We start from the raw sequence: 25,651 nt of genomic DNA on the forward strand, positions 1-25,651 counted from the left end.
TAAAAGCTCAGTGCTGCACCGGCAAAAACACCCTCTGCGGTGGCGGGTGCATCAGGAACTGCTGATGCGAAATATTCCACGCATACGCACCCGCCAGCGGGAAGGCCAGGCAGTCGCCGGGAGCGAGCGCTGCAACGCGCTGATTGCGGGCCAGCACATCCTTGGGCGTGCAGAGCTGGCCGACCAGGGTGACCGGGGTATCGCGCAGCACCGGTGCGTGTGCGCCGCGCACCACCACGAACGGATGGTCGTGGCCTTGCGCGGCCGGCGTGCGGAAGTGATGGGTGCCGCCACGGGCAATCGCAAACCACGCGCCGTGGCTGCGCTTGATGTCCAGCACTTCCATCAGGTACCAGCCGCAGCTGGCGCTGACATAGCGGCCGGGTTCCAGGCGCAGTTGCAGGCCGTCGCCGTGCGCGTGCAGTACGGCGGGCAGGCCGGCGCAGAAGCCTGCCCAGTCGAACGAGGCCTCTGGCGTCAGATAGTCCACGCCGAAGCCGCCGCCGGCATTGACCAGCAGCGGGCCCAGGCCATGGCGCTGCCGCCAGTGCTGCACGGTGCGCAGATACGCCGCGATCAGGTGCAGCTGCGCGGCGGCATCGCGTTGGTGCGACATCAGGTGGAAATGGAAGCCGCGCAACTCCAGTGCCGGGCTGGCGCGTAGCTGCAGCAGTGCGGCCTCCAGGTCGTCCGGGTCCAGCCCGAATGGCGATGGCTGGCCGCCCATCATCAAACGCGTGGTCTGTGCACCGGGCACGGCGATGTTCATGCGCAGGAACACCGGAATGCGCCGGCGGTCGGGCCGGGCGATCTGTCGCGCAATCGCCGCCAGCCGCTGCAATTCGCCCAGGCTTTCCACATGCACGGTGCAGTCGGGCAGGCGCACGGCCTGCGCCAGTTCGCTCTCCAGTTTGCCCGGCCCACCAAACAGCAGCGCCGCATCCGGTTGCTGCTGGTGCAGCCAGGCGAGCTCGCCGCCGGATGCGGCTTCGACCCCATCCACGTACGGCGCCAGCGTCTGCAGGATCTGCGGTTCGGCATTGGCCTTGGCAGCGTAGAACAGCGTGCAGCCGGGCGGCAGCTGCGCACGCATCCATGCTGCGTGCGCATCCAGTGCGGCCAGGTCGTAGACGTACGCACATAGCGGGGCGTCGCTGTGCGCACGTAACTGCGCCACCGCTGCGCGCACCGCCGTGGCATCGATCTGCAGGCTCATGCGGCCACCTGCTGCACGGCATGCACTGGCGCGATGGGGTTGGGCAGGGCGGTGTAGTCCGATTGACGATCTGCACGTTGCAACAGCCGTGTGCCCAGGTTGTTCTTGCCGGGCAGCGCTGCGCCGTCGATCAGGCCTTGCAGTGCCGGCTGCGCGCCATTGCGTTGCTGCCAGCGTGCGGCGATTTCGGCCACGCACTGCCACAGGCGGGCTTCCAGGACCGCATCGCCATCGCTCAGGTGGAAGATCGCTTCGGCCAGATTGTTGACCAGCGCGCAGTAGGCCACGCGGTTCCAGGCCTGCTCGGGTGTGTAGTACAGCGATTGCCGTGCGCGCTCGCCCACGCCATGCAGGCGCGCAGCCGGCCAGCGTTGCGCGAGCAGCTTGGTGCCTTCCAGATCGCGGATCCACACGCGCGTGGGCCAGCCATCGCTGAAGCCGATCACGGTGTTCTGCAGATGCGGCTCCAATGCAATGCCGTGCTGGAACAGCGCACTCCAAACACCATCCAGCAGCAGCCCGGCATATGCGCGAAACCACAGCACGGTGGCGGTGTGCCGGTCCAGGCGGTGGACGCTGTGCGCACGCAGCGCAGCGGCGGCCACGCTGTGGCCCTGCGCATCGCTGGTGAACAGCGCGGCCGCCACTTGCGGGCGCCAGCGCGTACGTTGTGCGGCGGTGGGCGCCTGCCGATACAGGATGCCGAAGCTCTCGGCCAACGCACGCGTGGCCAGCGGATCTGCTGCGGCCAATGCCGGGTCGAACTGGGTGACATCCAGCGAAGTGGCAGCCGGCTCCAGCATCACGTCGAAGCCGGGTACTTGCGCGGCCAGGGCCTGCCAGCTCGGTGCCAGCAGATGCGTCAGCGCCACCGCGCTTTCCAGCTCATACCAGGCGTTCTTGCGCACGCAGTTGGTCAAGCGCACATGCACCGAACACTTGAGGAAATACGCCAGCGCCGGGTGGTACAGCGTGCGCACCGACGAGGTGGGCCGCAGTGGCTCGCCCAACACGCCCACGGGTGTGATCGCGCCACGTGCCTGCAAGGCCTGCAGCAGTGGATCATCGCGCAGGCGTTGCACTTCCCACGGGTGGCAGGGGTACAGATCGTCGTGGCCGCTGAGCTGTTGCAAGGTGGCACGCACATCGCGGCCTTGCACGCGCAGCAGGCGCGGGTCGATGCGGAACCAGTACAACGCAAACGCCGCACGTGCTTCCGGTGCGCAGGCCAGGACCTGCGCCAGCGCCACACCTTCGCGGCTTTTGGGCGTGGGGTGCAGTGCGTGGCCCCACAGCAAGGCCTGTTCGGCATCGATCAACGTATCGCCGGTGGGCGTGGCGGCCTGTGCCTGGCGCAGTAACGCGGCGGTGATCGCCACGCTGTTGTCGCTTTGCGCCAACAGTTCCGGGTTGACCGCATGCGTGCTGCCCAGTGCCTGCAGCAGGCTGCGCGCCAACGCATGCGCGTCGAGGCTTTGCCAGGGCTGCCCGGCGGCCTTGAGGAACGGCGTGGACACGAACCGGCAGCGGCCCAGCCGGTCGGCATGGGCAATGCGCACGCACAGCACGCCCGCATCCCCCAATGCGATCCGCAGCCAGCGATCGTCTGCGCTGCGTGCGCTGCGTGCGCCGGGGCGATCCGGGCCGGTGTAGTCGAAGTCGGCAGTACCACGCGGGATGGCGAACTCGCGCAGGTAGCAATTCAACCAGCAGGCGCAGGCCTGTGCATCGGCCATGCTGTCGAACCAGGGGTCAGGCATCGTGTGCGGCGACATCGGCAATTCTCCTCGACGGAAAGCGCACCAGGACGGTGAGCGCAGCAGCGGCGGCCGCCAGGGCGGCGGCCAGGAACGGTGTGGTCGGGCCCCAGCGCTGGGTCAGCGCACCGGCGGCGACGCCGGCCAGCACGCCAGCCCATTTGCCGCAGGCATCGAAGCGGCCGAACAGACGCCCGGCGCCCTGGCCAGTGGCCACGGCAGCCAGGCTGCGGTTGAGCCCACGCAGGCCGAACAACATGCCCAGCCCAAACAGCAGGCGCGCACCCGCCATGGCCACGGTGCCGTCGAGAAATGCCTGCCATGCGCAGGCCAGTGCAAACAGCAGCAAGCCAGGCACCAGCCAGGCCGCGCCATCGCCGCGCCGCCACCACGGCAGCACCACCAGATAGACCAGATGCGGCAGGCTGTAGAGCAGGCCAGCCAACGCGTCGTGCCCGGCACCGCGCGCCAGCGCATACGGAATGAAATACGGAAACGTCACAACCATCGCGAAGCAGAACAGGAACTGCGCCACCATCAATGCCGGCCAATTCGCGCTGGCCATGGAGGGCAGTGCCTGGGTGGCGCGTGGCGATGCGGTGCGCGGGCTGTGGGCGGGTGGAGCCGGTTGGTCGGCCGGCAAGCGCCAGGTCAGCGCGAAGGCCACCAGCGGCAGTAGCGCCAACGCGCGGTACAAGGCTTGCGCCGGCCCCAGCGCCACCGCAAGCCCGAGCAAGGCCGGCGCACTGACCATCGCCAACCGTGCCGAGTACTGGGTCCAGTCCAGTGCACGCGCCAATGGCCCAGCCTGCGGCTGGCTGGCCAGGTACGCGTTGGCCGCCGCCAATGAGCCGCCGCAGGTGCCCTGCACGATCAGCCCGACCACCAGCCAGGGCAGGGTGGGTGCGAAGCCGGCGATTGCAAAGCCCAGCGCCAGCCCGAGTTGGGCACGCAGCAGCGAACGCTTGCGTCCATACCGATCGGCCAGCCGCCCCCAGGTGCTCGCGGTGAGTGCGGTGCACAGGGTTGGCAGCACATACAGCACGCCGCTCCAACCGATTGCCGCCGACGGTGCCAGTTCGGCCAGCACCTGCGGCAGAAACAGCGGCATGCCCAGTGCGGTGAAGGCGGCCAGGTAATGCGCAGCCAGCACCGGGCCGAGGATGCGCGTCATCGCTGCGCCACCCGCTGGCGCAGTGCCGCGTCCTCGGTATCGGCAAAGGCCGCGCCGAACGGGTTGGGTGCGCTGTCGCCGTAGAACTTGTTGATATCGCGTGCTCCGGTGTGCTGTTTGCTCAGCAGGCTGCCGGCGCTGAGCAGATACTTCACCGGGAGCTGCGGTGCGGCGAGCAAGCGCCGCGCCGGTGCGGTGTCGATGCGCTCGGCGTCCAGCTGCGCGAGTGTCTGCGCCAGTTGCGCCTGCAGCTGCGCATACAGCGGTGCCCGCAACGCGGGTTGCCATTCGGCCAGGCCCTCGAGCACGGCCTGCAGATCCAGCTGCAACACGATCGTGCAGAACATCTGCGCCAGTGCCTGCGCATCGTCCACTGCAATGCGTGCATCGTGCAGCGGGCCGAGCGTGTCGATCTCGGGCAGCTGCGCGCGCAGCTGCGGCAGCGCGATGCGTGCGGCATCGTTGTCCTTCATCAGCAGGCGTGTGGGCTGGCCGGGCGCATACACCAGCACGCTGTTTTGCTGGTTGGCTTCCAGCGCGATGCCATAGCGCAGCCATAGCCGCAGATGCACGGCAAGCAGCAGTTCGGTGTAGTCGCGCCACCAGGCCAGCAGGTCGCCACCGCTGAACGTCTCGGCCAGATGGATCGCCATCGGCCGGCCATCGGGCATCAGGGCGCACAGCGCAGCCACAGGCACCAAAGTGGCGGTGTCCAGCGGTGGGTAGCGCCGCAGCAGGTAGGCCAGATGCCGGGTCTGCCCGACGTGCCCACCGTGGGATTCGTCAACGAACACGCAGCGCCCGCGCAGCGCGGCATCGTGCGCATCGATGCGACGCAGCGCCTGCTCCAGCCAATGGCCGTCGTACAACGTGGAGGGCTTGATCAGGCGCAGGTTCAATGCGCCGAGCGTGCGCATCGGGATCGGCAGCTTGAGATGCAGGTGCGGATGCTGCAGCGGCACCAGCGTGCGTACCGACAGCGTCGGGCGCACCGGCAGGTACGTCAGCGGTGCACGCACGCTACCGGCAGGAAGGGCAAACCCGTCCTGTTCCAGCCGCGCCCACACCAGCGGATGCACTGGCCAGAGCTGGTGTGTCTGCGCGAGTTCGGCCGGCAACCCCACGCGTGCAAGATCCGGCCATAGCTCCGCAGGCGGCGTGCTGGTGCAACTCACCTGCGCCTGCGGAATGGCCAGCCAATGCAGTGCAAACGTTGGTGCGAATTCCGGTGCATAGGCGCTTAGCTCGGTAGGCGCCAAGCCGGCCTTGGCGCGTGCGGTGGGATAGAACGGGTGGTCGCGGTAGCTGGCCAGCTGGTCGCAGCGGTACGCGCGCTCGGCCGCATCCGCTGCGTGCAGGGCCTGCACCAGGTGCGGCGCTTGGGCGGCATAGGCGTCGCGTGCCAGGCCACGATGTGCCGCGGCGCACGCGGCTTCATCGGCGTAGGCGCGGTGCAACTGTTGCGTGTCCGGATCCAGCCCCTGGCTGAGGCGTTGCAGCCAGGCGGCTGCGCCGTGTTCCAGCTGCACCGCCGTGCCGCGTTGCACCAGCCAGCGATCGGTGCACGCGCTGGTCCGCTGCAGGTAGCCGCCGTGGTGAATCGGTAGCCATACGGTGCCATCGGGCAGGTGTGTGATGCGCCACCACTGGGTGGGCGGCTGCGGCGCGGCCCAGTGCGCCAGCAGCGCGGCGTCGGGCGTGGCCGCGCTGCCGCGGCTGGCGATGCCGCGCAGATCTTCGCGCAGGCAGGCATCGATGATGCGCGTGGTGATGTAGTGCTGATCGGTCGCGTTGCTCATGCGTGCAACTCCGGTGGGTCGATCTTCCACTGCAGGCCGGCTTCTGCCTGTTGCACGGCCTGCTGCAATGCATCGGCATCGCGCGCCAGTGCGCTCAGCACGCCGAGGTAATCCTTGTTGGAATGGCTGAGCCGGATCTGCTCGCCGGGCACGCGCATGCGGCGGTACTGCACATCGCTGTGCGCGCTGCGGTGGTGGCGGTCGTCGCTGGCACTGACCAGCTCGCCGGCATGTTCGGCCACGTAATAGCGCAACAAGGCGTGCGTGCGCTCGCTGTGCAGCGGTGGCAGCGGCTGGCCCAGGTGCGGTGCCAGCGCGGCGGCAAACCACTGCTGGCCGAACATTGCATCGAGCAGGAATTCGCGCCGGTCGCCGATGCTGCGGTAGTTGATCTCCACCAGCACCGGCCCGTCGCGGGTGAGGATGAATTCGCTATGGCATAGCCCGAAGCCCACGCCGAACGCCCGCAATTGCGCCAACGCCTGCGCGATCACCGGCGTGTCCACCTGCGCGTCCCACTGCGCCTCGCATTCGACAAAATGCGGTGGCGGCGACAGCCGCACCTTGAACCCGCCGATGGCCTGCAGGTGCTGCCCGTCGCCCAGCGTTTCCAGCGTGAAAAGGTCACCTTCCAGCAAGCCTTCCAGCAGGACCGTGCGTTGCGGGTGGCGTTGCCACACATCGTCCAGATACGCCTGCAATTGCGCGGCATCGGCGCACTGGCGCACATCCAGGCTGGCCACGCCCTCGCGCGGTTTGGCCACCACCGGCCACGGGATTTGCGCAGGCAAGGCCGCGCCCGGCGCCAGCGTACAAAACCAGGGCGATGGCAGCCCACGCGCCTGCAGGCGCTGGCGCATCGCCGCCTTGTTCTTGGCGGCGTAGCACACCTGCCAGTCCTTGCCGGGCAGCGCCAGGCCGGCAGCCACCAGCGCGGTGCTGGTCTGCAGGTGATCGCTGTTGCTGAACACCGCACGTGGGCGCACGCTGGCGTCGTGCAGCACGTCCAGCACGCCCAGCGGGTTGAACACATCGCAGGCGATCACCCGCTGCGGCGCGTGCGCCGCATGCGCGTTGAAGTGCGCAAGATGCTCCAGGCGATGGTCGGTCAGCAGCCACACCGGCAGACCCTGCGCCTGTGCTGCAGGCAGGAAGCCATCGGTGATTGCCGGGTGGCAGACGTGGGTCAGGATCACCAGCGGTGCATCGGGTGTTGCGTTCATGGCAGCTCTCGTTCGACAGGACGGTGGGTCAACCGGTGTAGAGCGGGCTGCCTGGCATCGCACACGCGACACGGGGTGGCCTACGACGCAGCAGGTCGCATCGCCGCAGCGCGGCGCAGAGTGCGCCTCATGCGCACTGTCTTCAGTAGTGCGGCAGCGTGATGCGGCTGCCGCGTGGCGCAACTCAGAACGTGTATTCGAGTCCTGCAGTCACGGTGCGCCCGGGCGCAGCCTGGCGGCCCCAGGGGCTGGTATCCACACCGCGGAACCAGTACTGCCGGTCGAACAGGTTGTTGATCGCCAGTGATGCACTCAGCTTCTGCCCGCCGCGTTCCAGCAAGGTGTGGCTCACTTGCGTATTCCACACCCAGTACGACGGCAGTTCGCCAACCGAGGCAATGGCATTTTCCTGCACCGTGTTGGCGGCATCGCTATAGGCCTTGCTGAAGTAGTAACTCGACAGCGCGACAGTGGTATGACCGAGCGCGTAGGTGCCGCCCAACGTGATCTGGTTGCGCGAGGTGTAAGGCACGCGCAGGCCATCGAACGCACCCGATTCCTGCCGTGCATCCAGATACGCGTAGCCGGCGTTGAGGGTCAGCGCGCGCAGTTGTTCCGGGCTCCATTGCAGTTCCAGCTCGCCGCCTTGATGGCGTGTCTTGCCGAGGTTGCGGAACACCCGCGTTGTGTTGTCCAGCTGGATCTGCTGATCGAAATCAATGAGGTAGGCGCCCACCTGGATGCGGGTGCGCTCATTGGGTTGATAGCGTGTACCGAGCTCGTAATTCCAGGCCAGCTCCGCGTCCAGATTGTTGCCGAAGATGATCTGGGTCACCTGCGGCGCACGCATCGAGCGTTGCCCATCCGCATACACGAACCACTGGTCGTTGGCCTGGAAGCCAACCGTCAGGCCGGGCAGCACATCGCGGGTCTGGTTGAGCGTACTCACGCCGGTGGTGCGGTTGAAATAGCGCGAATCCAGCCGCTCATAGCGCAGGCCCGGGGTGATGGTCAGGCGTGCATCCGGCAGCGTGATCGCGTTGCTGACATAGGCCGCCAACGCACGGTCTTCGAACTGCCAGTCGCGCACGCTGGTGAACAGGCCATCGCGCAGGCGCAGATTGCCGACCAGAAAATCGATGTCTTCATGCACCGCGCGTACGCCGGCGGTCCATTGCTGCTGCACGCCGCCGGCATCGCCCATGCGCCAGGTCAGGCGCGGCTCACTGCCGACCACACGAAAATCACGCGGCGCCGTCTGGCGCAGTTGCGGTGGCAGATCCGAACGCCAGGTTTCGGTGGCGGCCTGGCGCATGCCGACAATGAAGTTGCGGCTGCTGCGCGCGCTGAAGTTGGTCCATGACAGTCGCACGTCCTGCAGCGGGCCCCAGTCACCAACCACCTGCTCGTAGCTCAACGATGCACGCGTGGTGCGGCCGTTGAAACTGTCCAGCGGCCGAGTGGATTGGCGTGGATCGCGGCGGTAATCCTCCGGGCTCAGTGCACCGGCCAGATCCATGTCCACCAGATACCGCTGCACGCTGGCCTTGAGCAGCTTGGTGTCGTCGATCCACCACTCCGCACGCACGCGCAGATTGCTGATGTCGGTGTCGCTGTGCGCGCGCCAGTACTCGCCGTAGGTGCGGTTGGCATCCACCTGCAGGCCAACGTTGTCGGTGACGTAGCCACCGCTGCTTAGCGCACTGTCCTGCAGGAACTGGCCCTGGCCACCGGCGGTGATCTTGTGCGCCAGGGTAGTGGTCCAATCGCTGGGAATCTCCTTGCTGACCAGGTTGATCACGCCGCCCACGTTGTTGGGCCCGTATTGCACGGCCGCGCCGCCGCGCACGATGTCGATGCGGTCGATCTGGTTCAAGCCCACCGGGAACAGTGACAGGCTGGTTTGCCCGTACGGCGCCAGTGCGAGCGGAATGCCGTCTTCCAGCACCTGCACGCGCCCGCTGCGGCTTTCATACAGGCCGCGTAGCATGATTTGCGGCAGGGCACCGGTGCCGGTTTCATCGAAGATCTTGATGCCGGGCACGCGCTGCAGGGCATCGTCCAACGAGCGATTGCCGCCGTTGCGCAGTTGTTCGCGGTCGATCACCTGGCGGCTGCCGGCGTAGCGCTGCACGTCTTCGGGCTTGGAGCGGCCCAGCAGGCTGCCTTGCACCTGCACCGCATCGAGCGCGCGAATCGAAGTGTCGGTCTCAACCGCAGTGCCGTCGGTCTCGCCGGCCTGCGCCAGCGGTGCAGCGCTCAAGGTGGCGGCGGCGATGGCAATGGCCAGGGCCAGGGCGTGGAAACGGAACGTCGGCATCTACGGCGTGCTCCTGCAGGCGGGTGATGAAAGGGGTGCGGCAAAGGTGGCCAACTGGCCGCGCAATGCGCGTTGAATCAGGGCACGGTCTTCGCCGGCAAGCAGCCAGCGCAGATCCGGTTGCTGCAGCCAGTGCGTGCGTTGCGCGTCGGTACGTGGGTTGGGGCAGAACGGGACTGCGGCATTACGGCATTGCGCGTCCATTTGCAGCAGCAAGGCCCACACCTGTGGATGCGTGGGCTGCGGCCCAAGGCCCAGATCCAGCGCAAGATCGAGCGCGCCTTCCATCACCAGGGCCACGCCGGGCACGGCCAGAATCTCCTGCAACGCCGCAATGCCGGCGGCGCTTTCGATCATCGGCACGATGCGGATGTCGCGGTTGGCCTGCGCGATATAGGTGGGCAGATCGACGTTGCCGAAGCCGGTAACGCGGCCCCCGGTGATGCCGCGCCGGCCCAGCGGCGGAAAGCGTGCCGCGGCAATCGCCTCAGCGATCTGCGCAGCCGATTCGGCGCGCGGAATCACGATGCCCCGCGCGCCGGCATCCAGCACGCGGCCGATCAGTTTCCCGTCCACCTCCGGCACCCGCACCCAAGCCTCACAACCGGACAGCTCGCAGGCGCGGATGGCGTGTTCCAGTTCGTCCGGCGCACGCAGCACGTGTTCCAGGTCCAGCACCACGAACCCGTAGCCGATGCGGCCCAGCAGTTCGCACAGCTGCACACTCGGCAGTGCATTCAGAACGCCAACACGCGGTGACATGGATGAGTCCGCCAGGAGAACGGGCGCTCATCCTGCGCTTGATGGGAATGATTATCAAGTGTGTTGAAGGGTGTTTTTCTGGGTCGCGAGTCGCATTTCCGCATGGCGGCGCAGCGGAACTCGCACAGCAAAACGCCCGCCTACAGTGCGTGTTGGCGGGCGTCTTTTTGAAAGGCGATGTGTTGTCGCCAATTACGACGCGGGCACACGCAATGCGCGATACGGCGGGGTGGACATCACCATCTCGGCCAGCGAGTACGCCAGCTCGCGTTCGGCCAGCACGGCGCCGTCGGCACCGTGTTCGAGCAGGTGCTTCACTTCTGCATCGCTGTGCGCGCGGGCCAGCAGGGTCAGTGACGGGTTGAGTGCGCGCAGCTTGGCCAGCGCCTCACCGGCTTCCAGCGGCTGCGGGATGGCCAGGATCGCAATCTTGGCCTGCTCCGGGCGCGCTTCGGCCAGCACGCGGTCGGCCGCGGCGCTGCCACGAATCCCGGGAATGCCCGCCGCGTGCGCCTTGGCGACATGGTCGCCGTTGTCGTCGATCACCAGTACCGGCACGCCGCGGCTGCGCAGCAGTTGCGCCAGCGCGCTGCCCACGCGGCCATAGCCGATCACGATGGCGTGGCCGTCCAGCTGCAGCGGCGGGCCAGGCGGCAGGTCCGGCTCCACCGTCGCCGGGGCTTCTTGGGCCTGCTTGGCCTGCCAACGGTCTAGCCACGAGAACAGGAACGGATTGGCCACGATCGACAACAACGCGCCAGCCAGGATCAGGTCGCGCCCGGTTTCAGGCAGGATCGCCAACTGCACGCCGAGCCCGGCCAGGATGAAAGAAAATTCGCCGATCTGCGCCAGGCTGGTGGAAATGGTGAGCGCGGTGCCGGTGGGGTGGCCGAAGGCGCGCACGATCACGAACGCCGCCAGCGACTTGCCAACGGTCACGGTCAGGAAGGTGGCCAGCACCTGCCAGGGATGGGCGATCAGGATCATCGGGTCGAACAACATGCCCACCGACACAAAGAACAGCACAGCGAATGCATCGCGCAGCGGCAGCGAATCGCTGGCCGCCTTGTGGCTGAGCTCGGACTCCTTGAGCAACATGCCGGCGAAGAACGCCCCCAGCGCGAACGACACGCCGAACAACTTCGCCGACCCGAACGCCACGCCCAGCGCAATGCCGAGCACGGCCAGGGTGAACAACTCGCGCGAGCCGGTGGCGGCGACCTTTTCCAGCGACCATGGGATCACCCGGCGCCCAACCACCAGCATCACCGCGACGAAGGCCACCATCTTCAGCAGCGTCCAGCCCAGTGCGGCCAGCAGCGAGGTCGACTCGCCGGCATGTTCGGCAGCGCCGGCGCTGCCGCCGAGCACGTTGGCCAGCGCCGGCAGCAGCACCAGCGCGATCACCATCACCAGGTCTTCGACAATCAACCAGCCCACTGCAATCCGGCCACGCTGGGTTTCCAGCAGGCGGCGTTCTTCCAGCGCACGCAGCAGGACCACGGTGCTCGCCACCGACAAGGCCAGGCCGAACACCAGCCCCTGCATCAACGGCCAGCCCATGCTCCATGCCAACGCCCAACCCAGCAGCGTGGCCACCACGATCTGCGCCAGCGCACCGGGCACCGCGATCCACTTCACTTCCATCAGGTCGTCGAGCGAGAAGTGCAGGCCCACACCAAACATCAGCAGCATCACGCCCAGCTCGGAGAGCTGGTTGGCCATGGTCTGATCGGCCACGAAGCCGGGCGTAAATGGGCCGACGCACACGCCGGCCAATAAATAGCCAACCAGCGGCGACAGCTTGACCTTTTGTGCGAGCGTGCCCAGCACGAAGGCGACCGCGAGGCCGACGGCGATGATGTCGATGAGGCTGGTGTCGTGATGCATTCCAATCCGTTGTGAGAGTGTCCGGGAGACGGCGAGTTGCAGCCAGCCAACGGCACTGCGCCGGGCATCGCCTGCGGGCATGCAACCTGTTTGCTGGAGTCCGGCGCGAGGGGAACAGGACCGCGGGGCGGTCCGGTTGGCCGGACGCCCATAGTACACAGCGCTCGATTAACGCGATGCGACACGCGTGGAGGTCTTTGCGTGGCTGCTGGCAGCGTGTACGGCGGCAAGCAGCCTGTGCACGCGTCGCGTGATCATCGTGGCGTGCTGATGCGCGCAGAGGCCGATGCCGGCGCGGGCACTCGGCAATGCTTTGCGTGCCTGTGGGGCAGCCTGGGCTGTTGACCAATCGTGATGCGATGAGGCAGCGACGAAGCGGGGATCGCGTGGGCCGGCAGTAGCAATCGTGGGCATCGCTTGCTCGGCGTGTTGCGCCTTGCTCTGCAGTTGCAGTTGCATTCGTAGTTCAGAGCAGCCGCAGTTCGGGACAGTTGCAGTTGGCGCGTTACCTGTGGGGGCGACTCCGCATCAGCGAGCCCCGCAGTTCCGCTTTAGTGCCCGTGCAGCGCCGTTGCCGCGGCCCGCAGCGTCAACACACACGCACCGCGATGCTAGCGGGCCCCCGTAGCCTTCCCGGCTTGTTCGCTTCCACGAACAACAGCTGCGCCAAGCCCGGTGGCAGCACATCGTGCAACGCAAGAGCCTGCTTGCCTGCACTCCGCAACACCGGCGAAGACCGCGATCGACACCGCGTGGGCTGGTTGCCAGCGGAGCAGACATAGCGCCCATCGTCGCGCCGCGCAGTAGCCGCTGCGCCGGCCAACCTCTCCCAATAGCAGGTGACCGCCGAGTAGCCACCTCCTGTACGTGGCGCACCTCAACGCTCCGATCCCCTCCACTTTCCGGACACCGCTTCGCGCTGCGGCAGGGCATGCGCCGATGAGCACGCAACACTGGGCGCGGTCGATGTGTGCGGCGCCTGGCCGTACACGCGCCATAGCGCCCTCGCAACAGCGAAGGCAGGCATTGCACGGAGCCACTATGCAGCTCAGCGACTTTGCAACACCGGCTTTTCGGCAAGACCCGTACCCCACCTACGCACGTTTGCGCGCTGCGGGGCCACTGGTGGAGGTCGCTCCGCACCGGCTGATGACCGGTCACTACGCGGTGGTCGACCGCCTGCTCAGCGACCGCCACATGGGCCGTGATTATCTGGAAAGCATCCGCCTGCGCTATGGCGAGGCGGCGGTGGAGCTGCCGTTGTTCCAGGGCATGAGCCGCATGTTCCTGCTGCTCAATCCACCGGCACATACACAGTTGCGTGGGCTGATGACCCAGGCCTTCACCGCGCGGCAGATGGAGCGCATGCGCGAGGTGGCCACCGACAGTGCAGCGGAGTTGATCGCGCAATTTCGTGCAAACGGTCACGGTGATCTGCTCAAGGATTTCGCCTTTCCGCTCCCGGTTGCGATCATCTGCCGCATGCTGGATATCGACCCTGCCGATGCCACCGGTGTGGGCCAGGCGACCAGCGCGCTGGGCAAGGTCTTCGACGCGATCATGACCGCCGAAGAACTGGAAACCACCGCTGCGGCTTACAACCAGCTGGATGTCTATTTTCGTGCGGTCATCGAGGATCGCCGCGGCAGCCAGGGCGAAGACCTGATCTCGCGCTTCATCCATGCCGAAGACAACGGCCGCCCCCTGAGTACCGATGAGATCGTCTCCAACGTGATCCTGCTGTTCTTCGCCGGCCACGAAACCACCTCCAACATGATCTGCAATGCGCTGATCGCCTTGCACCAACATCCCGAGCAGTTGGCGTTGCTGCGCAACACTCCGGCATTGATGCCCAATGCGGTGCTCGAATGCATGCGCTACGACAGCTCGGTGCAGATGGCGGTGCGCACGGTGCTGCAGGACTTTGAACTCGATGGCGTGCAGCTGCACGCCGGCACCATGCTGTATCTGATGCTGGGTGCGGCCAACCACGATACGCGGCAGTTCAGTGCGCCGCAGTCGCTGGACCTGATGCGCCAGCAGGGGCGTGCGCTGTCATTCGGTGGCGGCATCCACCATTGCCTGGGCAACCGGCTCGCCTTGATCGAGATGGAAGCTGCGCTTACCGCGTTGCTCACGCAGCTGCCGGCCTTGCGCCTGGAGCAGCTCGATGCGCTGCACTGGAACGATCGCGCCAACCTGCGCGGAGTGGATGCGCTACTAGCGTCCTGGTGACGGAGCATTGCTGCAGGGCCTGCGCTGCGGCGTGCAGCACCTGCTGCGCATGCATGTGCATGCAGGCTCGAAAATAAAACAGGCACCACAGCGTTAGCAGTGATGCCTGTTGCATGCATGCGTTGGTCGCCATCGCGATCAACGCAGGCGTCTTGAGTCGCTAAGACCTAGCGCGCGTTGCGCATGCACACCGCGCGCAGGCCCTTCGGTCTACGAGCTCGATCAGAACCGGTAGGTCACCCGGCCATACCAGTAACGGCCGTTGAAGCCGAACGGGGACAGCGAGGAATACTGCAGGCCACCGGCACGGTCGTCGTAGGCGGTGGTCAGCTGCGCCTTGGTCGGGTATTGGTTGGTGAGGTTGTCCGCGCCCACGGTGAAGGTGAAGGCGTTCCAGGTCTGGCTGGCGGACAGGTTCAGGATCCAGCGTGCGTCATAGGTCTGGTCCTGGCTGCCGTCGACCGGGTCGCTGATGCGCTTGATGGAGCCGTAACGGGTGGCGTTGCCGTTGAGCGTGAATCCACCGATCGCCCAATCCGCCGAGGCCATGTACTTGGTGCGCGGCGTGGCATCGGTGAGCAGGCCCTGGCTGGCGCGGCCGAAGTTGGGGTTGGACAACTCCAGGATGGTGGTCTTGTTGTAGTTGGCGCTGGCACCCAGGGTCAGCTGGCCCAGCTCGCCCAGATCGGCGATGTAGCTGTTGACCCAGTCCACGCCGCGCGTGCGGCTGGTGGCACCGTTGACGAAGAACTGCACCGCGGCCACCTGGCCGATCGGCTGCGCCAATTGCAACTGGTCCGAATACAGGATCTGGTCCCAGATGCGGATCTGGTACACGTCCAGGCTGGAGGTGAAGTTGGCGGTTGGCTGCCAGACGCCGCCCAGGCCGTAATTGCTGGATTTTTCCGGGCTCAGCGGGCGTGCGCCCAGCGCCAGTGCCACCGGATCGGAGGTGCGGTAGGTGCCCACCTGCACCAGCTCGCCGTTCTGGATCAGCGTCACCACCGAGGCGTAGTTCTGCTGGGCCAGCGACGGTGCGCGGAAGCCGTTGGAGATCGTACCGCGCAGCGAGAAGGTGTCGTTGAAGGCATAACGCGCCGACAGCTTGCCCGAACGCGTGGCGCCGGCATCGCTGTAGTTTTCATAGCGCCCGGCGATACCGCCGGAGAGCTTCTCGGTGAGGTTGGCTTCCAGGTTGGCGTAGACCGCGTTGCTATGCCGGCCGAACTCGCCCGCCACCGACGGCTCCAATCCGGAGAACACCTGTGCGCCACCAGGGTAGGGCGCGCCATCGGCCGGATTGATGGTGTTTGGATCGAAGAAATACGAATCCGGCGAGCCGGCGGTGATGCGGTAGCGGTCCTGGCGATGCTCGGCGCCGAAAGCGACATTGACCGGATACGCCAGGCCCCAATCGAAGGCGCGGCTGATGTCCAGATTCACCGTGCCCTGCTGGGTTTCGAAGCCGCCGGAGTTGAAGTTGGTCGGCGATGCACCGGTGGTATAGAACAGGTTGGTGTTGATGCTGTTGAGGATGTTGAAGCTCATGTCGTTCTTGCCGTACGACGCCGACAGATCCCAGTTCCACTCGCTCTCGGTGCTGCCCTTGATGCCGAGCACTGCCGAGCGATCGTTGACCGGGTTGTAGATCTGCGGCAGGAAGCCGTTCGGGTAGATCGAAGGCACATTGCGCGCGGGGTTGTCGGCGGCGCGGTAATAGCCGTTGGAGGTCACCTCGCGGCGGCTGGCACTGAAGTGGCCGTACAGTTCCAGGTTCGGCGAGAACTCGTAGCCGAACGCGGCCAGGCCCTGGTAGAACGTGGACTTCGGGTCGCCGTGGCGCTGGTACGGCACGCCACCGGGGTTGGGCGTGCCGGGCACGGTGGTGGCGCGGTTGGTGTTTTCGCCGCGGTTGGTGCTCATGGTGTTCTGGTAGTTCCACGACAGCCGCACCCAGCCTGGCGCGGTATCGCCGCCGGTGCCGCCGAAGCCCATGCCGACCGAGCCGTCGATGCCATTCTGCTCGCCGTCGCCCTTGTCCATGAAACCGCCGTTGACCGACACGCTGTTGTCGCCGGTCTTGGCACCGTGCTTGAGCACGATGTTGACCACGCCGGCGATCGCATCGGAGCCGTATTGCGCCGAGGCGCCATCACGCAGCACTTCGATGCGCGCCACCGCCGACATCGGCAGCGAGTTGAGGTCGGCCGGCGCCGAGCCACGCCCAACATACGGGTTGTAGTTGATCAGCGCAGAGGTGTGATAGCGCTTGCCATCCACCAGCACCAGCACCGCATCCGGCGACAGGCCGCGCAGCGTGGCCGGGCGCGCGGCATCGTTACCGTCGGAAATGGCCGGGCGCGGGAAGTTCAAGGACGGCAGCAGCTTGCCGAGCGCGGTGGCGATATCGGTCGCACCGGTGGCCTGCAACGACTGCTCGGTGATGATGTCGATCGGCGATTCGGATTCGGCCACGGTGCGGTCGGCCACGCGCGTGCCGGTGACGATCAAGGTGTCGAGGGTTTTCTGTGGGGGCGGCTGCTGTGCCTGCGCGGTACCGGCGAACGCGCTGGCGGCCAGTGCGATGGAAACCGCAATCGAAAGAGACGTGGACGTGTGCATGGGATGAGGCGCTCAGGAGGAAAGGGAAGCAGGGGGAAAGGGATGGAGTAGCAAACGCACGGCCATGCGGCATGCAGGAGCGCGACAGCGGCGGGCAGTTGCACTGCAACCGCAGCGATGGCGCCGTTCGTCCTTGCGTGGGGCAGGTGCAGTCAATGCAGGTGCGCTGGTCGCCGCGGTGGCCGCGCCTGCAAACGGCGCGGCTTTAGGCCGATCAATGCACCGAATGAGGAGTCACCCCGGCGCGTCGTTGCCAAAGGCGCCGGGGCGGATACCGCAATGGAGCACCGGCAACGCCCCGAGGGGAGGCGTTGCCGGCTGTCCTAGTGACTTACCACTTGTAGTTCACGTTGGCGTACACCAATGCGCCGTTGAAACCGAACGGCGAGGCGCTGCTGTAGGGCAGGTAGGTCCGCGTGCCCAGGCCGGCTTCCTGACGGTCGGGATATTCGTTGAGCACGTTGTCGCCACCGACGGTGAAGTTCCAGCTACCCAGCTTGTAGGAGGCGGCCAGGTCCAGCGTCCACTTCGCGGCATAGGTCTGGTCGCTGCCGGCGTTGGTGCCGAAGGTGGTGAATTCGCCCCAACGCGTGGCGGTGCCGGTGAACGACCAGTTGCCCGGCGACCAGGTGCCGCCCAGGAAGAACTTGTCGCGCGGCGTGCCTTCGGTGATGCGGCCGAGCTCTGCACGGCCGATACGCACCGCGCCCGGATCGATGGCTTCCAGCGCGGGCGGATTGGCCGCGATCTGTTCGACCTCGGTCTTGTTGTAGTTGTAGCCGGTGGTCAGCTCCACGCTGCCGCTGTCCAGGTTCCAGCGGTAGGTGCCGACCGCGTCCACGCCCTGGGTCTTGGTGTCCACCGCATTGGTGAAGTAGCGCCCGCCGCCGATCCCCGGGAAGCCATTGGCCTGCAGGTAGTTGCGCGCTGCGATGGAGGTGAGGTTCTCCGACAGCACGATGCGGTCATCGATGTCGATGCGGTACGCATCGACGGTGATGTAGAGATTCTCCACCGGCTGCAACACCACGCCCAGGCCGTAGTTCTTGGACTCTTCGGCCTTGAGCGGCTCGGCGCCGAGCGCGATGGCGGCCGGGTTGTCGGTACGGAAGGTGCCGATCTCGAACGGAATCGCCGACACGCCACCATTGGGCTGCGCCACATTGAGGAACTGCGTGGCAATCGACTGGAAATTCTGCTGCTGCAGCGACGGTGCGCGGAAGCCGGTGGAGGCGGTGGCACGCAGCGCCACCTTGTCGGTGAATGCGTAACGCAGCGACAGCTTGCCGGTGGCGGTGTCGCCGAAGTCGCTGTACTTCTCATAGCGCCCGGCCAGGCCGGCCGACAGCTTTTCGGTGAGATCCGCTTCCAGGTCCACATAGGCCGAGTGGCTGTTGCGGTTGTAGTAGCCGGCATCGGAGAGTTTGAAGCCGGGGAATACCTGCGCACCGGGAATCAGCGCGCCGTTGGCCGAGGGAATGCCGCCATTGGCCGAAGACGCCGCATCACCGGGCGACTGGTTGAACTTTTCGCCGCGCCATTCCGCGCCGAAGGCCAGCGTGACCGGGTAGGCCAGACCCCAGTCGAGCGTCTTGGTGAAGTCGGCATTGAGCACGTTCTGGGTGACTTCCAGCGTACCGGCGTGGAAGTCGGTCGGGCTGGTCAGCCCCAAGCTGTTGTTCAAGCTGTTGCGCACATCGAAGGTGAGGTTGTTCTGGCCGTAGTTGTAGCTCAGATCGATGTTCAGGCCGCCTTCGGTGGAGGTCTTCAAACCGCCCACCCACGAGACGTCCTTGCTGACGTTGTAGATCTGCGGCAGGAAGCCGTCCGGGTAGATTTCCGGGCGGTTGCGGTTGTCGCCGGCAAAGCGGAAGTAGCCGTTGGAGAGCACTTCGCGCCGGCTGACCATGCCGAACGAGTAGAAGGTCAGGTAATCGGTGGGGCTGTATTCGCCGTTGAACGACACCGCGCCCTGATCGATCTCGGGATCGCCGTAGCGCTGCTCCACGCGGCCCTGGAACGGCAGCGCGCGGTTGGTCTGGTCCGAATGCCCGGCCTGCGCGGCCAGGTGCACCTTGCCGGTACCGGCAAAGCTGAAGCCGGCATCGCCGGACAACTGATACTGCTCGCCGTCGCCGGCGCTGTACTTGCCATAGCGGCCATTGACGCTGCCGCCTTCGCCGCTGCCCTTGAGCACGATGTTGATCACGCCGGCAATCGCATCCGAGCCGTATTGCGCCGATGCGCCATCACGCAGCACTTCGATGCGCTCCACGGCGGCGATCGGAATGGTGTTGAGGTCGGCCGGCGAGGAGCCGCGGCCCTGGGTGTCATTGAGGTTGATCAGCGCGGTGCTGTGATAGCGCTTGCCGTTGACCAGCACCAGCACCTGATCGGGCGACAGGCCGCGCAACTGCGCAGGGCGCACCGCATCGGAGCCATCGGAGATGGCCGGGCGGGGGAAATTCAGCGAGGGGATCGCGCGCGACAGCGCGGTGGCCAGCTCGGTGGTGCCGGTGGATTCCAGTGCCTGCGGCGAAATGATGTCGATCGGCGAGGCCGATTCGGCCACGGTGCGATCGGCCACGCGCGTACCGGTCACGATCAGCGTGTCGAGGGTCTTCTGGGTAGGCGCCTGCGACTGTGCGATGGCGGTTGAAGCGGAAAACGAGAGTGCAAGAACAACGGCAACAGCGAGTGGACTGGTCTTGCAATTCATGCGGTGACAACTCCGAGTGGGGAACGGATGCATCGCAGGGGGCCCCCTCCCGGGCCGCGTCCGTTGCGGCAGCTGCGGTGCGTTCCCAACCATTAACCACGCGTAACCACATGTCAAATTTTGGTTACGTTGCGCAAGTAACTGTCATCAATGACGTGCTACTGCCATCGTTGTCATCGTGCACCAAAGTGATGCGTTGCTTGCACCACACCTGCAATGGTGCGGCCTGGTTTGCACCATGTTGGACAATGAATACCAGTTATGAAACTTCGGCATCAGTAAGTGATTTGCACCGCCTCCGCACTGCGTTGCGCAGGACCATGGAAGACCGCTTCGATGTTGTTGCCATCCGGGTCGAGCACAAACGCGGCGTAATAACTTGGGTGATACGGGCGCACGCCCGGCGCGCCGTTGTCACGGCCACCGTGTGCGAGTGCGGCGGCATGGAAGGCGTGCACCATCGCCACATCGTGTGCCTGGAAGGCCAGGTGATGGCGGCCGGTGAGTTCGCCCTGGGCAACGGTGTGGCGATCGGACACGAACAGCTCGTCGGCCCAGAAGAATCCCTCGCCTTCGCCGCCCAAAGGCACGCCCAGGACATCGAGCACGGCGCCATAAAAGCGCCGGCTTGCCTGCAGGTCCTTCACCACCAGGTGCAGATGATCGATCAAGCGTCCACGCGATAACTGTGCTGTTTCCATCGGAGCGCTCCACATGACAGGAGCGCACGTGATAGCACTGCCGAGGCGGGAAACCCTTCACCCGGCGTTGAGGCCTCCGGCAGCCACGCCATGCCGCAAGCAAAACCGCAGGGAGTAGCCGCCAGCGGCCCAAAACGCACACGCCCCGGGCAGGCCGGGGCGTGTGCGTTTTGCAGTGTGGCAAGGCTTACCAGCGGTAGTTGATGCGGCCGTACACGTAGGCACCGTTGAAGCCGAACGGCGACAGATTGCTGTACGGGAACTGCCCGCTGGTGGAGTTGGCGAAGTTGTTCTCGTCCGGGTACTCGTCCAGCAGATTGTCCGCACCCAGGGTCAGCGTCCAGCGATCGATCTTGTAGCTGGCCGAGGCATCCACCACCCACTTGGCGCCGAAGGTCTGGTCGTTGATCGCCGCGGCCGGACGCGTGCTGTACTTGCCATAGCGCGTGGCACCCAATGCCAGCGTCCAGTGCTCCAGGTTCCAGCTGCCGTTGATCAGGAACTTGTCGCGCGGGAAGCCTTCCTCGATGCGACCGCGTTCGGTGCGGTCGATGCGCTCCAGGCTCAGCCCGTTGGCCGACAACGCAGCCGGATTGGCGGCGACGCTGCGCACTTCGGTTTCCGAATAGTTGTAGCCGGCGGTCAGGTCCACGCTGCTGGCGGCGAGCTGCCAGCGGTAGCTGCCGACCACGTCCACGCCGCGCGTGCGCGTATCCACCGCATTGGTGAAGTAGCGCCCGCCGTTGATGCCGAAGATGCCCTGCGCTTCGAGCAGGTTACGCACGCCGGTACCGGTGAGGTTGGACGACAGCACGATGCGGTCGTCCACGTCGATCTGGTACGCATCCACGGTGAGGTAGAGCGCATCGGTCGGCTGCAGCACCAGGCCCAGGCTGTAGGACAGCGAGGTCTCGGCATCCAGCGGCTCTGCGCCCAGCGCGCGCGCCACGTTGCTGTCGGCCGGGAAGGTGCGGATCTCGAACGGGTTCGGATTGCCGGCCAGGAAGGTGGTGCTGGTGGACTGGAAATACTGCTGCGCCAGCGACGGCGCGCGGAAGCCCGACGCCACCGTGCCGCGCAGCGCAATCTTGTCGGTGAACGCATAGCGCCCGGACAACTTGCCCGATGCCTGGCTGCCGAAGTCGTTGAAGTCTTCGTAGCGCCCGGCCAGGCCGGCGGAGAACTTGTCGGTGAAATCGGCTTCCAGATCTGCGTACAGCGCGTAGCTGTCACGCGAGTACCGCCCGGACACGCTGGGCGCGAATCCGCCAAAGCCCTGCGCGCCACCGGCCAGCGTGCCGGCCTGGAAATACGAGCCCACTTCGCCTGGCGACTGGTTCCACTTCTCGTTGCGGTATTCGGCACCGAAGGCCACCGTCACCGGATACGCCAGGCCCCAGTCGAAGCCGCGCTTGACGTCCAGGTTGACGATGTTCTGCGTGGTTTCCAGCGCGCCGTCATAGAACGACGTGGGCGAGGTCGGCCCCAGGCTCACGTTGAGCGTGTTGCGGGTGTGGAAGTCGATCTTGTTGTAGCCGTAGTTGTAGCTGGCATCCCAATCCCAGCCGCTGGCGGTGGAGCCGCGCACGCCGGCGACCAGCGAGCGGTCCTTGGCGTAGGTCTGGATTTCCGGCAGGAAGCCCTGCGGATAGATCGACAGGATGTTCTGCGCGGTGCTGCCCGGCGCGCGGTAGAACGCGAACGAGGTGATGTCGCGGTTGCTCGCGGTGGCGAACGCGTAGCCGGTGATGCTGTCGCTGAAGTTGAATTCGGTGTTGGCCGACACCGCCTGTGCGTTGACGTCGGGGTCGCCGATCTTGAAGGCCTTCTGGCCAACGGCTGGCTGCGAGGCGCTGGGTGCGCCGGCGTAGGCGCGGGCGCGGTCGGTCGGGTCCTGCTGGTTGAGCTGGGCGGCCACGTGCAGCCAGCCGCGGTCGCCGCCATAGGCCACGCCGGTGTCGCCGGACAACTCGTAGTTGCTGCCGTCGCCCGCCGAATACTGGCCGAATCCGGCCTGCAGGCTGCCGCCCTTTTCCGCGCCCTTGAGCACGATGTTGACCACGCCGGCGATGGCGTCGGAGCCGTATTGCGCCGACGCGCCGTCACGCAGCACTTCCACGCGCGCGATCGCCGCCACCGGAATGGTGTTCAGATCCACTGCCGCGGCGCCGCGGCCGATGGTGCCGTTGAGGTTGAGCAGCGACGAGGTGTGGCGGCGCTTGCCATTGACCAGCACCAGCACCTGGTCGGGCGAGAGCCCGCGCAGCTGCGCAGGGCGGATAGCGCTGGTGCCATCGCTCAGGGCCGGGCGCGGGAAGTTCAGCGAGGGCAGCGCACGCGCCAGCGCAGTGGCCAGCTCGGAGGTGCCGGTGGCCTGCAGCGACTCGGCACTGATGATGTCGATAGGCGATTGCGACTCGGCCACGGTGCGGTCGGACACGCGGGTACCGGTGACGATGACCGTGTCCAGGGTGTTGGCGGTGGCCGCCGGGGCGTTCTGGGCGAGGGCGGGGGAGGCAAGCAGCGCGGCGACGATGGCGGTCGCAAGCGTGGACAGCGGGGTATTCATGACAACTCCAAAACGAGGGCCCTGGCGGGACCAGCAAGGCTAGGCAGGCCGGGGTCGCGGCAAGGCGAAGACTGCCGCAGCCAACCTGAAGGCGCTAATTATTCGTTAACGCTAGAATGGCGTCGCAGGAATGCTGCTCATCTGCTCATTCCTTTTCGTTCTATCGGACTGTCCATCAATGATTTCCCTGCGCAACTTCTCCATGCGACGCGGCGAGCGTCTGCTGCTGTCCAACGTCGACCTGACCATGCATGCCGGCTACCGCGTCGGTGTGGTGGGCCGCAACGGCACCGGCAAGTCCAGCCTGTTTGCCGCGGTCAAGGGCGAGCTGGAAGCCGACAAGGGCGACGTCGACCTGCCCGGCAAGGTGCGCACCGCCAGTGTCTCGCAGGAAACCCCGTCCTTGCCCGACCCGGCGCTGTCGTTCGTGCTCGGCGGCGACATCGAGGTGTCCGCCATCCTGCAGAAGGAAGCCGAGGCGACCGCGCGCGAAGACTGGGAAGCGGTGGCCAATGCGCACCAGACCATGGCCGAACTGGGCGCCTATGACGCCGAAGCGCGCGCTGGCAAGTTGCTGCACGGCCTGGGCTTCCCGGCCGATACCCACCATCGCGCGGTGTCCTCGTTCTCCGGCGGCTGGCGGGTGCGGCTGAATCTGGCGCGCGCGCTGATGATGCCCAGCGACCTGCTGCTGCTGGACGAGCCGACCAACCACTTGGACATGGACGCGGTGCTGTGGCTGGAGCAGTGGCTGCTCAAGTACCCGGGCACCTTGCTGCTGATCAGCCATGACCGCGAGTTTCTGGACAACGTGGCCACCCACACGCTGCACCTGCACGGCGGCACCGCCAAGCTGTACGTCGGCGGCTACACCGATTTCGAGCGCCAGCGCATCGAGCACCTGCGTCAGCAGCAGATTGCGCACGACAAGGAACAGGCCGAGCGCGCGCATCTGCAGAGCTTCATCGACCGCTTCAAGGCGCAGGCCAGCAAGGCCACGCAGGCGCAGAGCCGCATGAAGCGCCTGGCCAAGATGGCCGGCACCGAGGCGGTGCGCGCCGAGCGCGAATTCCGCATCCAGTTCGCCCAGCCCAATCGGCTGCCGTTTTCGTTGATCCGGCTGAATCATCTGGATGCCGGGTATGCGGCTGCGCCGCGGGAATCGGGAATGGGGAATGGGGAATCGCAAAAGCGTGGGTCCAGCAATGCGATCACCGTGCTGCACGATGTCGGGTTTGGGCTGGAGGCGGGCGACCGGATCGGGTTGCTGGGGCCCAATGGCGCGGGTAAGTCGACGCTGGTCAAAACACTGGTGGGTGAGCTTGCACCGCTGTCGGGCGAGCGCAGTGCGCACCCGGACCTGCGCATCGGCTACTTCGCCCAGCACACGGTGGAATCGCTGCATGAAGGCCAGTCGCCGATGGACCATTTCCGCGATCTGTCGCCGGACGGTTCCAATCAGGCGTTCCGCGATTTCCTGGGTAAATGGAATTTCGCCGGCGACCGCGCGTTTGAAGTGGTGGATGGTTTCTCCGGGGGCGAGCGCGCGCGCCTGGCGCTGGCGCTGATCGCCTGGCAGCAGCCGAACGTGCTGCTGCTCGACGAACCGACCAACCATTTGGATCTGGAAATGCGCGAGGCGCTGGCCGAGGCGCTGAGCGACTTTGAAGGCGCCATCGTGATGGTCTCGCACGACCGCCATCTGATCGGCCTGGTCTGCGACAGTTTCTGGCGCGTGGCCGATGGCGTGGTCGAGCCGTTCGATGGCGACCTGGACGAATACGCCGCCTGGTTGCGCAGCCGCCCGGCCGCGCAGGGCACCAAGCAGAAGATGGCCGAAGTGGCACCGACCCCGCCACCGCCGACCAAGCCACTACCGCCGAAAAAGGCCGTCAATCCGCACAAGTTGGCCAGCGCCGAAAAGCGCGTGGGCGAACTGGAAGCCGCGTTGGCGGACCTGGACCGGCAGCTCGCCAACCCGGCCAACTATCCAGATGCCGACAAGATGGCGGTATTGGGCCGCGAGCGCGAAACCACCGCGCAGCAGCTGGCCGCTGCCGAAGCGGCCTGGATGGAGTTGCTGGACGGCGCGTAACGCGCAGGCGTTACGATGCGCAGCGAGCCAACTACACGGATGTCGCGAACATGATCAACGCCACCATCAGTCTGGAAGACCATCTGGCCGCGCAGCGGTTGCATGCGCGGCATACGGCCAAGCGGTTGATCGTGGTGCTGGTGGTCCTGCTGCTGATCGGGATGGGTTTGCTTCAACTGATCGGGGCCGGCGACATCATCGGGCCGGTGTTGATCGGCGCAGGCGGCGGTGGCTTGATCGGCCTGGCGGTGTTACACATCTGGGGCTTGCCACGAAAGATCAAGCGCCTGCATGCGCAGCAGGCCGCGCTGCGGCACACCTACACCTATGCGTGGGACGACACCGGGCTGGAAATCACCTGGGCAGACGGGCATCTGCGCCGACCCTGGTCCGATTACATCCGCTGCCGCGAAAACGAGCGCGTGCTGTTGCTCTATCACAACGACCGGTTGTTCGAGCTGTTCGCTTCGCACTGGTTCGCCGACAGGGCGCAGTACGAAGCGTTTCGCCACTTTGCGTTGCAGGTGGGGAGGGCGTCCGCGCGCCGTTGAACGCGGCACGCGGCGACG

At 66.2% G+C, this 25,651-nt stretch carries 15 protein-coding genes; 3 read left to right on the forward strand and 12 right to left on the reverse strand.

Annotation, left to right across the window (positions count from 1 at the left end):
- Nucleotides 1-7: 7 nt before the first annotated feature.
- The 8 genes from QRM89_RS10660 to ybaL all read right to left on the reverse strand — a co-directional run bounded on the left by QRM89_RS10660 (nt 8) and on the right by ybaL (nt 12,141).
- On the reverse strand, nt 8-1,216 hold the full coding sequence (locus QRM89_RS10660) for a type III PLP-dependent enzyme (protein ID WP_285448000.1): 1,209 nt from the start codon (nt 1,214-1,216) through the stop codon (nt 8-10).
- On the reverse strand, nt 1,213-2,991 hold the full coding sequence (locus QRM89_RS10665) for an IucA/IucC family protein (protein WP_285448001.1): 1,779 nt from the start codon (nt 2,989-2,991) through the stop codon (nt 1,213-1,215). The genes QRM89_RS10660 and QRM89_RS10665 overlap by 4 nt, the downstream gene beginning before the upstream one ends.
- Nucleotides 2,969-4,147 (reverse strand): MFS transporter, encoded by a 1,179-nt coding sequence (locus tag QRM89_RS10670; RefSeq protein WP_285448002.1) that lies wholly within the window; start codon nt 4,145-4,147, stop codon nt 2,969-2,971. The genes QRM89_RS10665 and QRM89_RS10670 overlap by 23 nt, the downstream gene beginning before the upstream one ends.
- Nucleotides 4,144-5,946 (reverse strand): IucA/IucC family protein, encoded by a 1,803-nt coding sequence (locus tag QRM89_RS10675; protein WP_285448003.1) that lies wholly within the window; start codon nt 5,944-5,946, stop codon nt 4,144-4,146. Before QRM89_RS10675 ends, QRM89_RS10670 begins: the two co-directional genes overlap by 4 nt.
- The gene (locus QRM89_RS10680; RefSeq protein ID WP_285448004.1) at nt 5,943-7,169 is read right to left on the reverse strand and encodes a siderophore biosynthesis protein PvsA; all 1,227 of its coding nucleotides are present in this window, start codon (nt 7,167-7,169) and stop codon (nt 5,943-5,945) included. The genes QRM89_RS10675 and QRM89_RS10680 overlap by 4 nt, the downstream gene beginning before the upstream one ends.
- 184 nt (nt 7,170-7,353) lie before the next feature.
- Nucleotides 7,354-9,489, reverse strand: coding sequence for a TonB-dependent siderophore receptor (locus tag QRM89_RS10685; protein WP_285448005.1), 2,136 nt, complete (start codon nt 9,487-9,489; stop codon nt 7,354-7,356).
- Nucleotides 9,490-10,251 carry an aldolase/citrate lyase family protein gene (locus QRM89_RS10690; protein ID WP_274347407.1) on the reverse strand — a complete coding sequence of 254 codons (762 nt, stop codon included), beginning with the start codon at nt 10,249-10,251 and terminating at the stop codon, nt 9,490-9,492.
- 192 nt (nt 10,252-10,443) lie between these two features.
- Entirely contained in the window at nt 10,444-12,141 is a 1,698-nt protein-coding gene (gene ybaL / locus QRM89_RS10695; protein WP_285448006.1) for a YbaL family putative K(+) efflux transporter, read from the reverse strand.
- 1,041 nt (nt 12,142-13,182) lie between these two features.
- On the opposite strand from ybaL, the gene QRM89_RS10700 reads away from it, so the two are divergent.
- A complete protein-coding gene (locus QRM89_RS10700) occupies nt 13,183-14,376 on the forward strand; it encodes a cytochrome P450 (RefSeq protein WP_103700140.1) in 1,194 nt (397 codons plus the stop codon).
- Between the two features lie 222 nt (nt 14,377-14,598).
- Here the strand turns inward: QRM89_RS10700 and QRM89_RS10705 are convergent, their stop codons facing one another.
- The 4 genes from QRM89_RS10705 to QRM89_RS10720 form a co-directional block, all read right to left on the reverse strand.
- Nucleotides 14,599-16,998 (reverse strand): TonB-dependent receptor, encoded by a 2,400-nt coding sequence (locus tag QRM89_RS10705; RefSeq protein WP_103700141.1) that lies wholly within the window; start codon nt 16,996-16,998, stop codon nt 14,599-14,601.
- Between the two features lie 331 nt (nt 16,999-17,329).
- On the reverse strand, nt 17,330-19,717 hold the full coding sequence (locus QRM89_RS10710; protein ID WP_225041171.1) for a TonB-dependent receptor: 2,388 nt from the start codon (nt 19,715-19,717) through the stop codon (nt 17,330-17,332).
- A gap of 275 nt (nt 19,718-19,992) precedes the next feature.
- The gene (locus QRM89_RS10715; protein WP_016944029.1) at nt 19,993-20,418 is read right to left on the reverse strand and encodes a VOC family protein; all 426 of its coding nucleotides are present in this window, start codon (nt 20,416-20,418) and stop codon (nt 19,993-19,995) included.
- 187 nt (nt 20,419-20,605) lie between these two features.
- Entirely contained in the window at nt 20,606-22,987 is a 2,382-nt protein-coding gene (locus QRM89_RS10720) for a TonB-dependent receptor (protein ID WP_285448007.1), read from the reverse strand.
- Between the two features lie 178 nt (nt 22,988-23,165).
- Here QRM89_RS10720 and QRM89_RS10725 point away from each other — a divergent pair, with 178 nt between their 5' ends.
- Together QRM89_RS10725 and QRM89_RS10730 are read left to right on the forward strand one after the other, a co-directional pair.
- Entirely contained in the window at nt 23,166-25,082 is a 1,917-nt protein-coding gene (locus QRM89_RS10725; RefSeq protein ID WP_285448008.1) for an ABC-F family ATP-binding cassette domain-containing protein, read from the forward strand.
- 50 nt (nt 25,083-25,132) lie between these two features.
- A complete protein-coding gene (locus tag QRM89_RS10730) occupies nt 25,133-25,633 on the forward strand; it encodes a YcxB family protein (protein ID WP_285448009.1) in 501 nt (166 codons plus the stop codon).
- Nucleotides 25,634-25,651 lie beyond the last annotated feature (18 nt).

It is taken from the genome of Xanthomonas sp. LMC-A-07 (genome assembly GCF_030208825.1).
GTDB classification, from domain to species: Bacteria; Pseudomonadota; Gammaproteobacteria; order Xanthomonadales; family Xanthomonadaceae; genus Xanthomonas; species Xanthomonas campestris.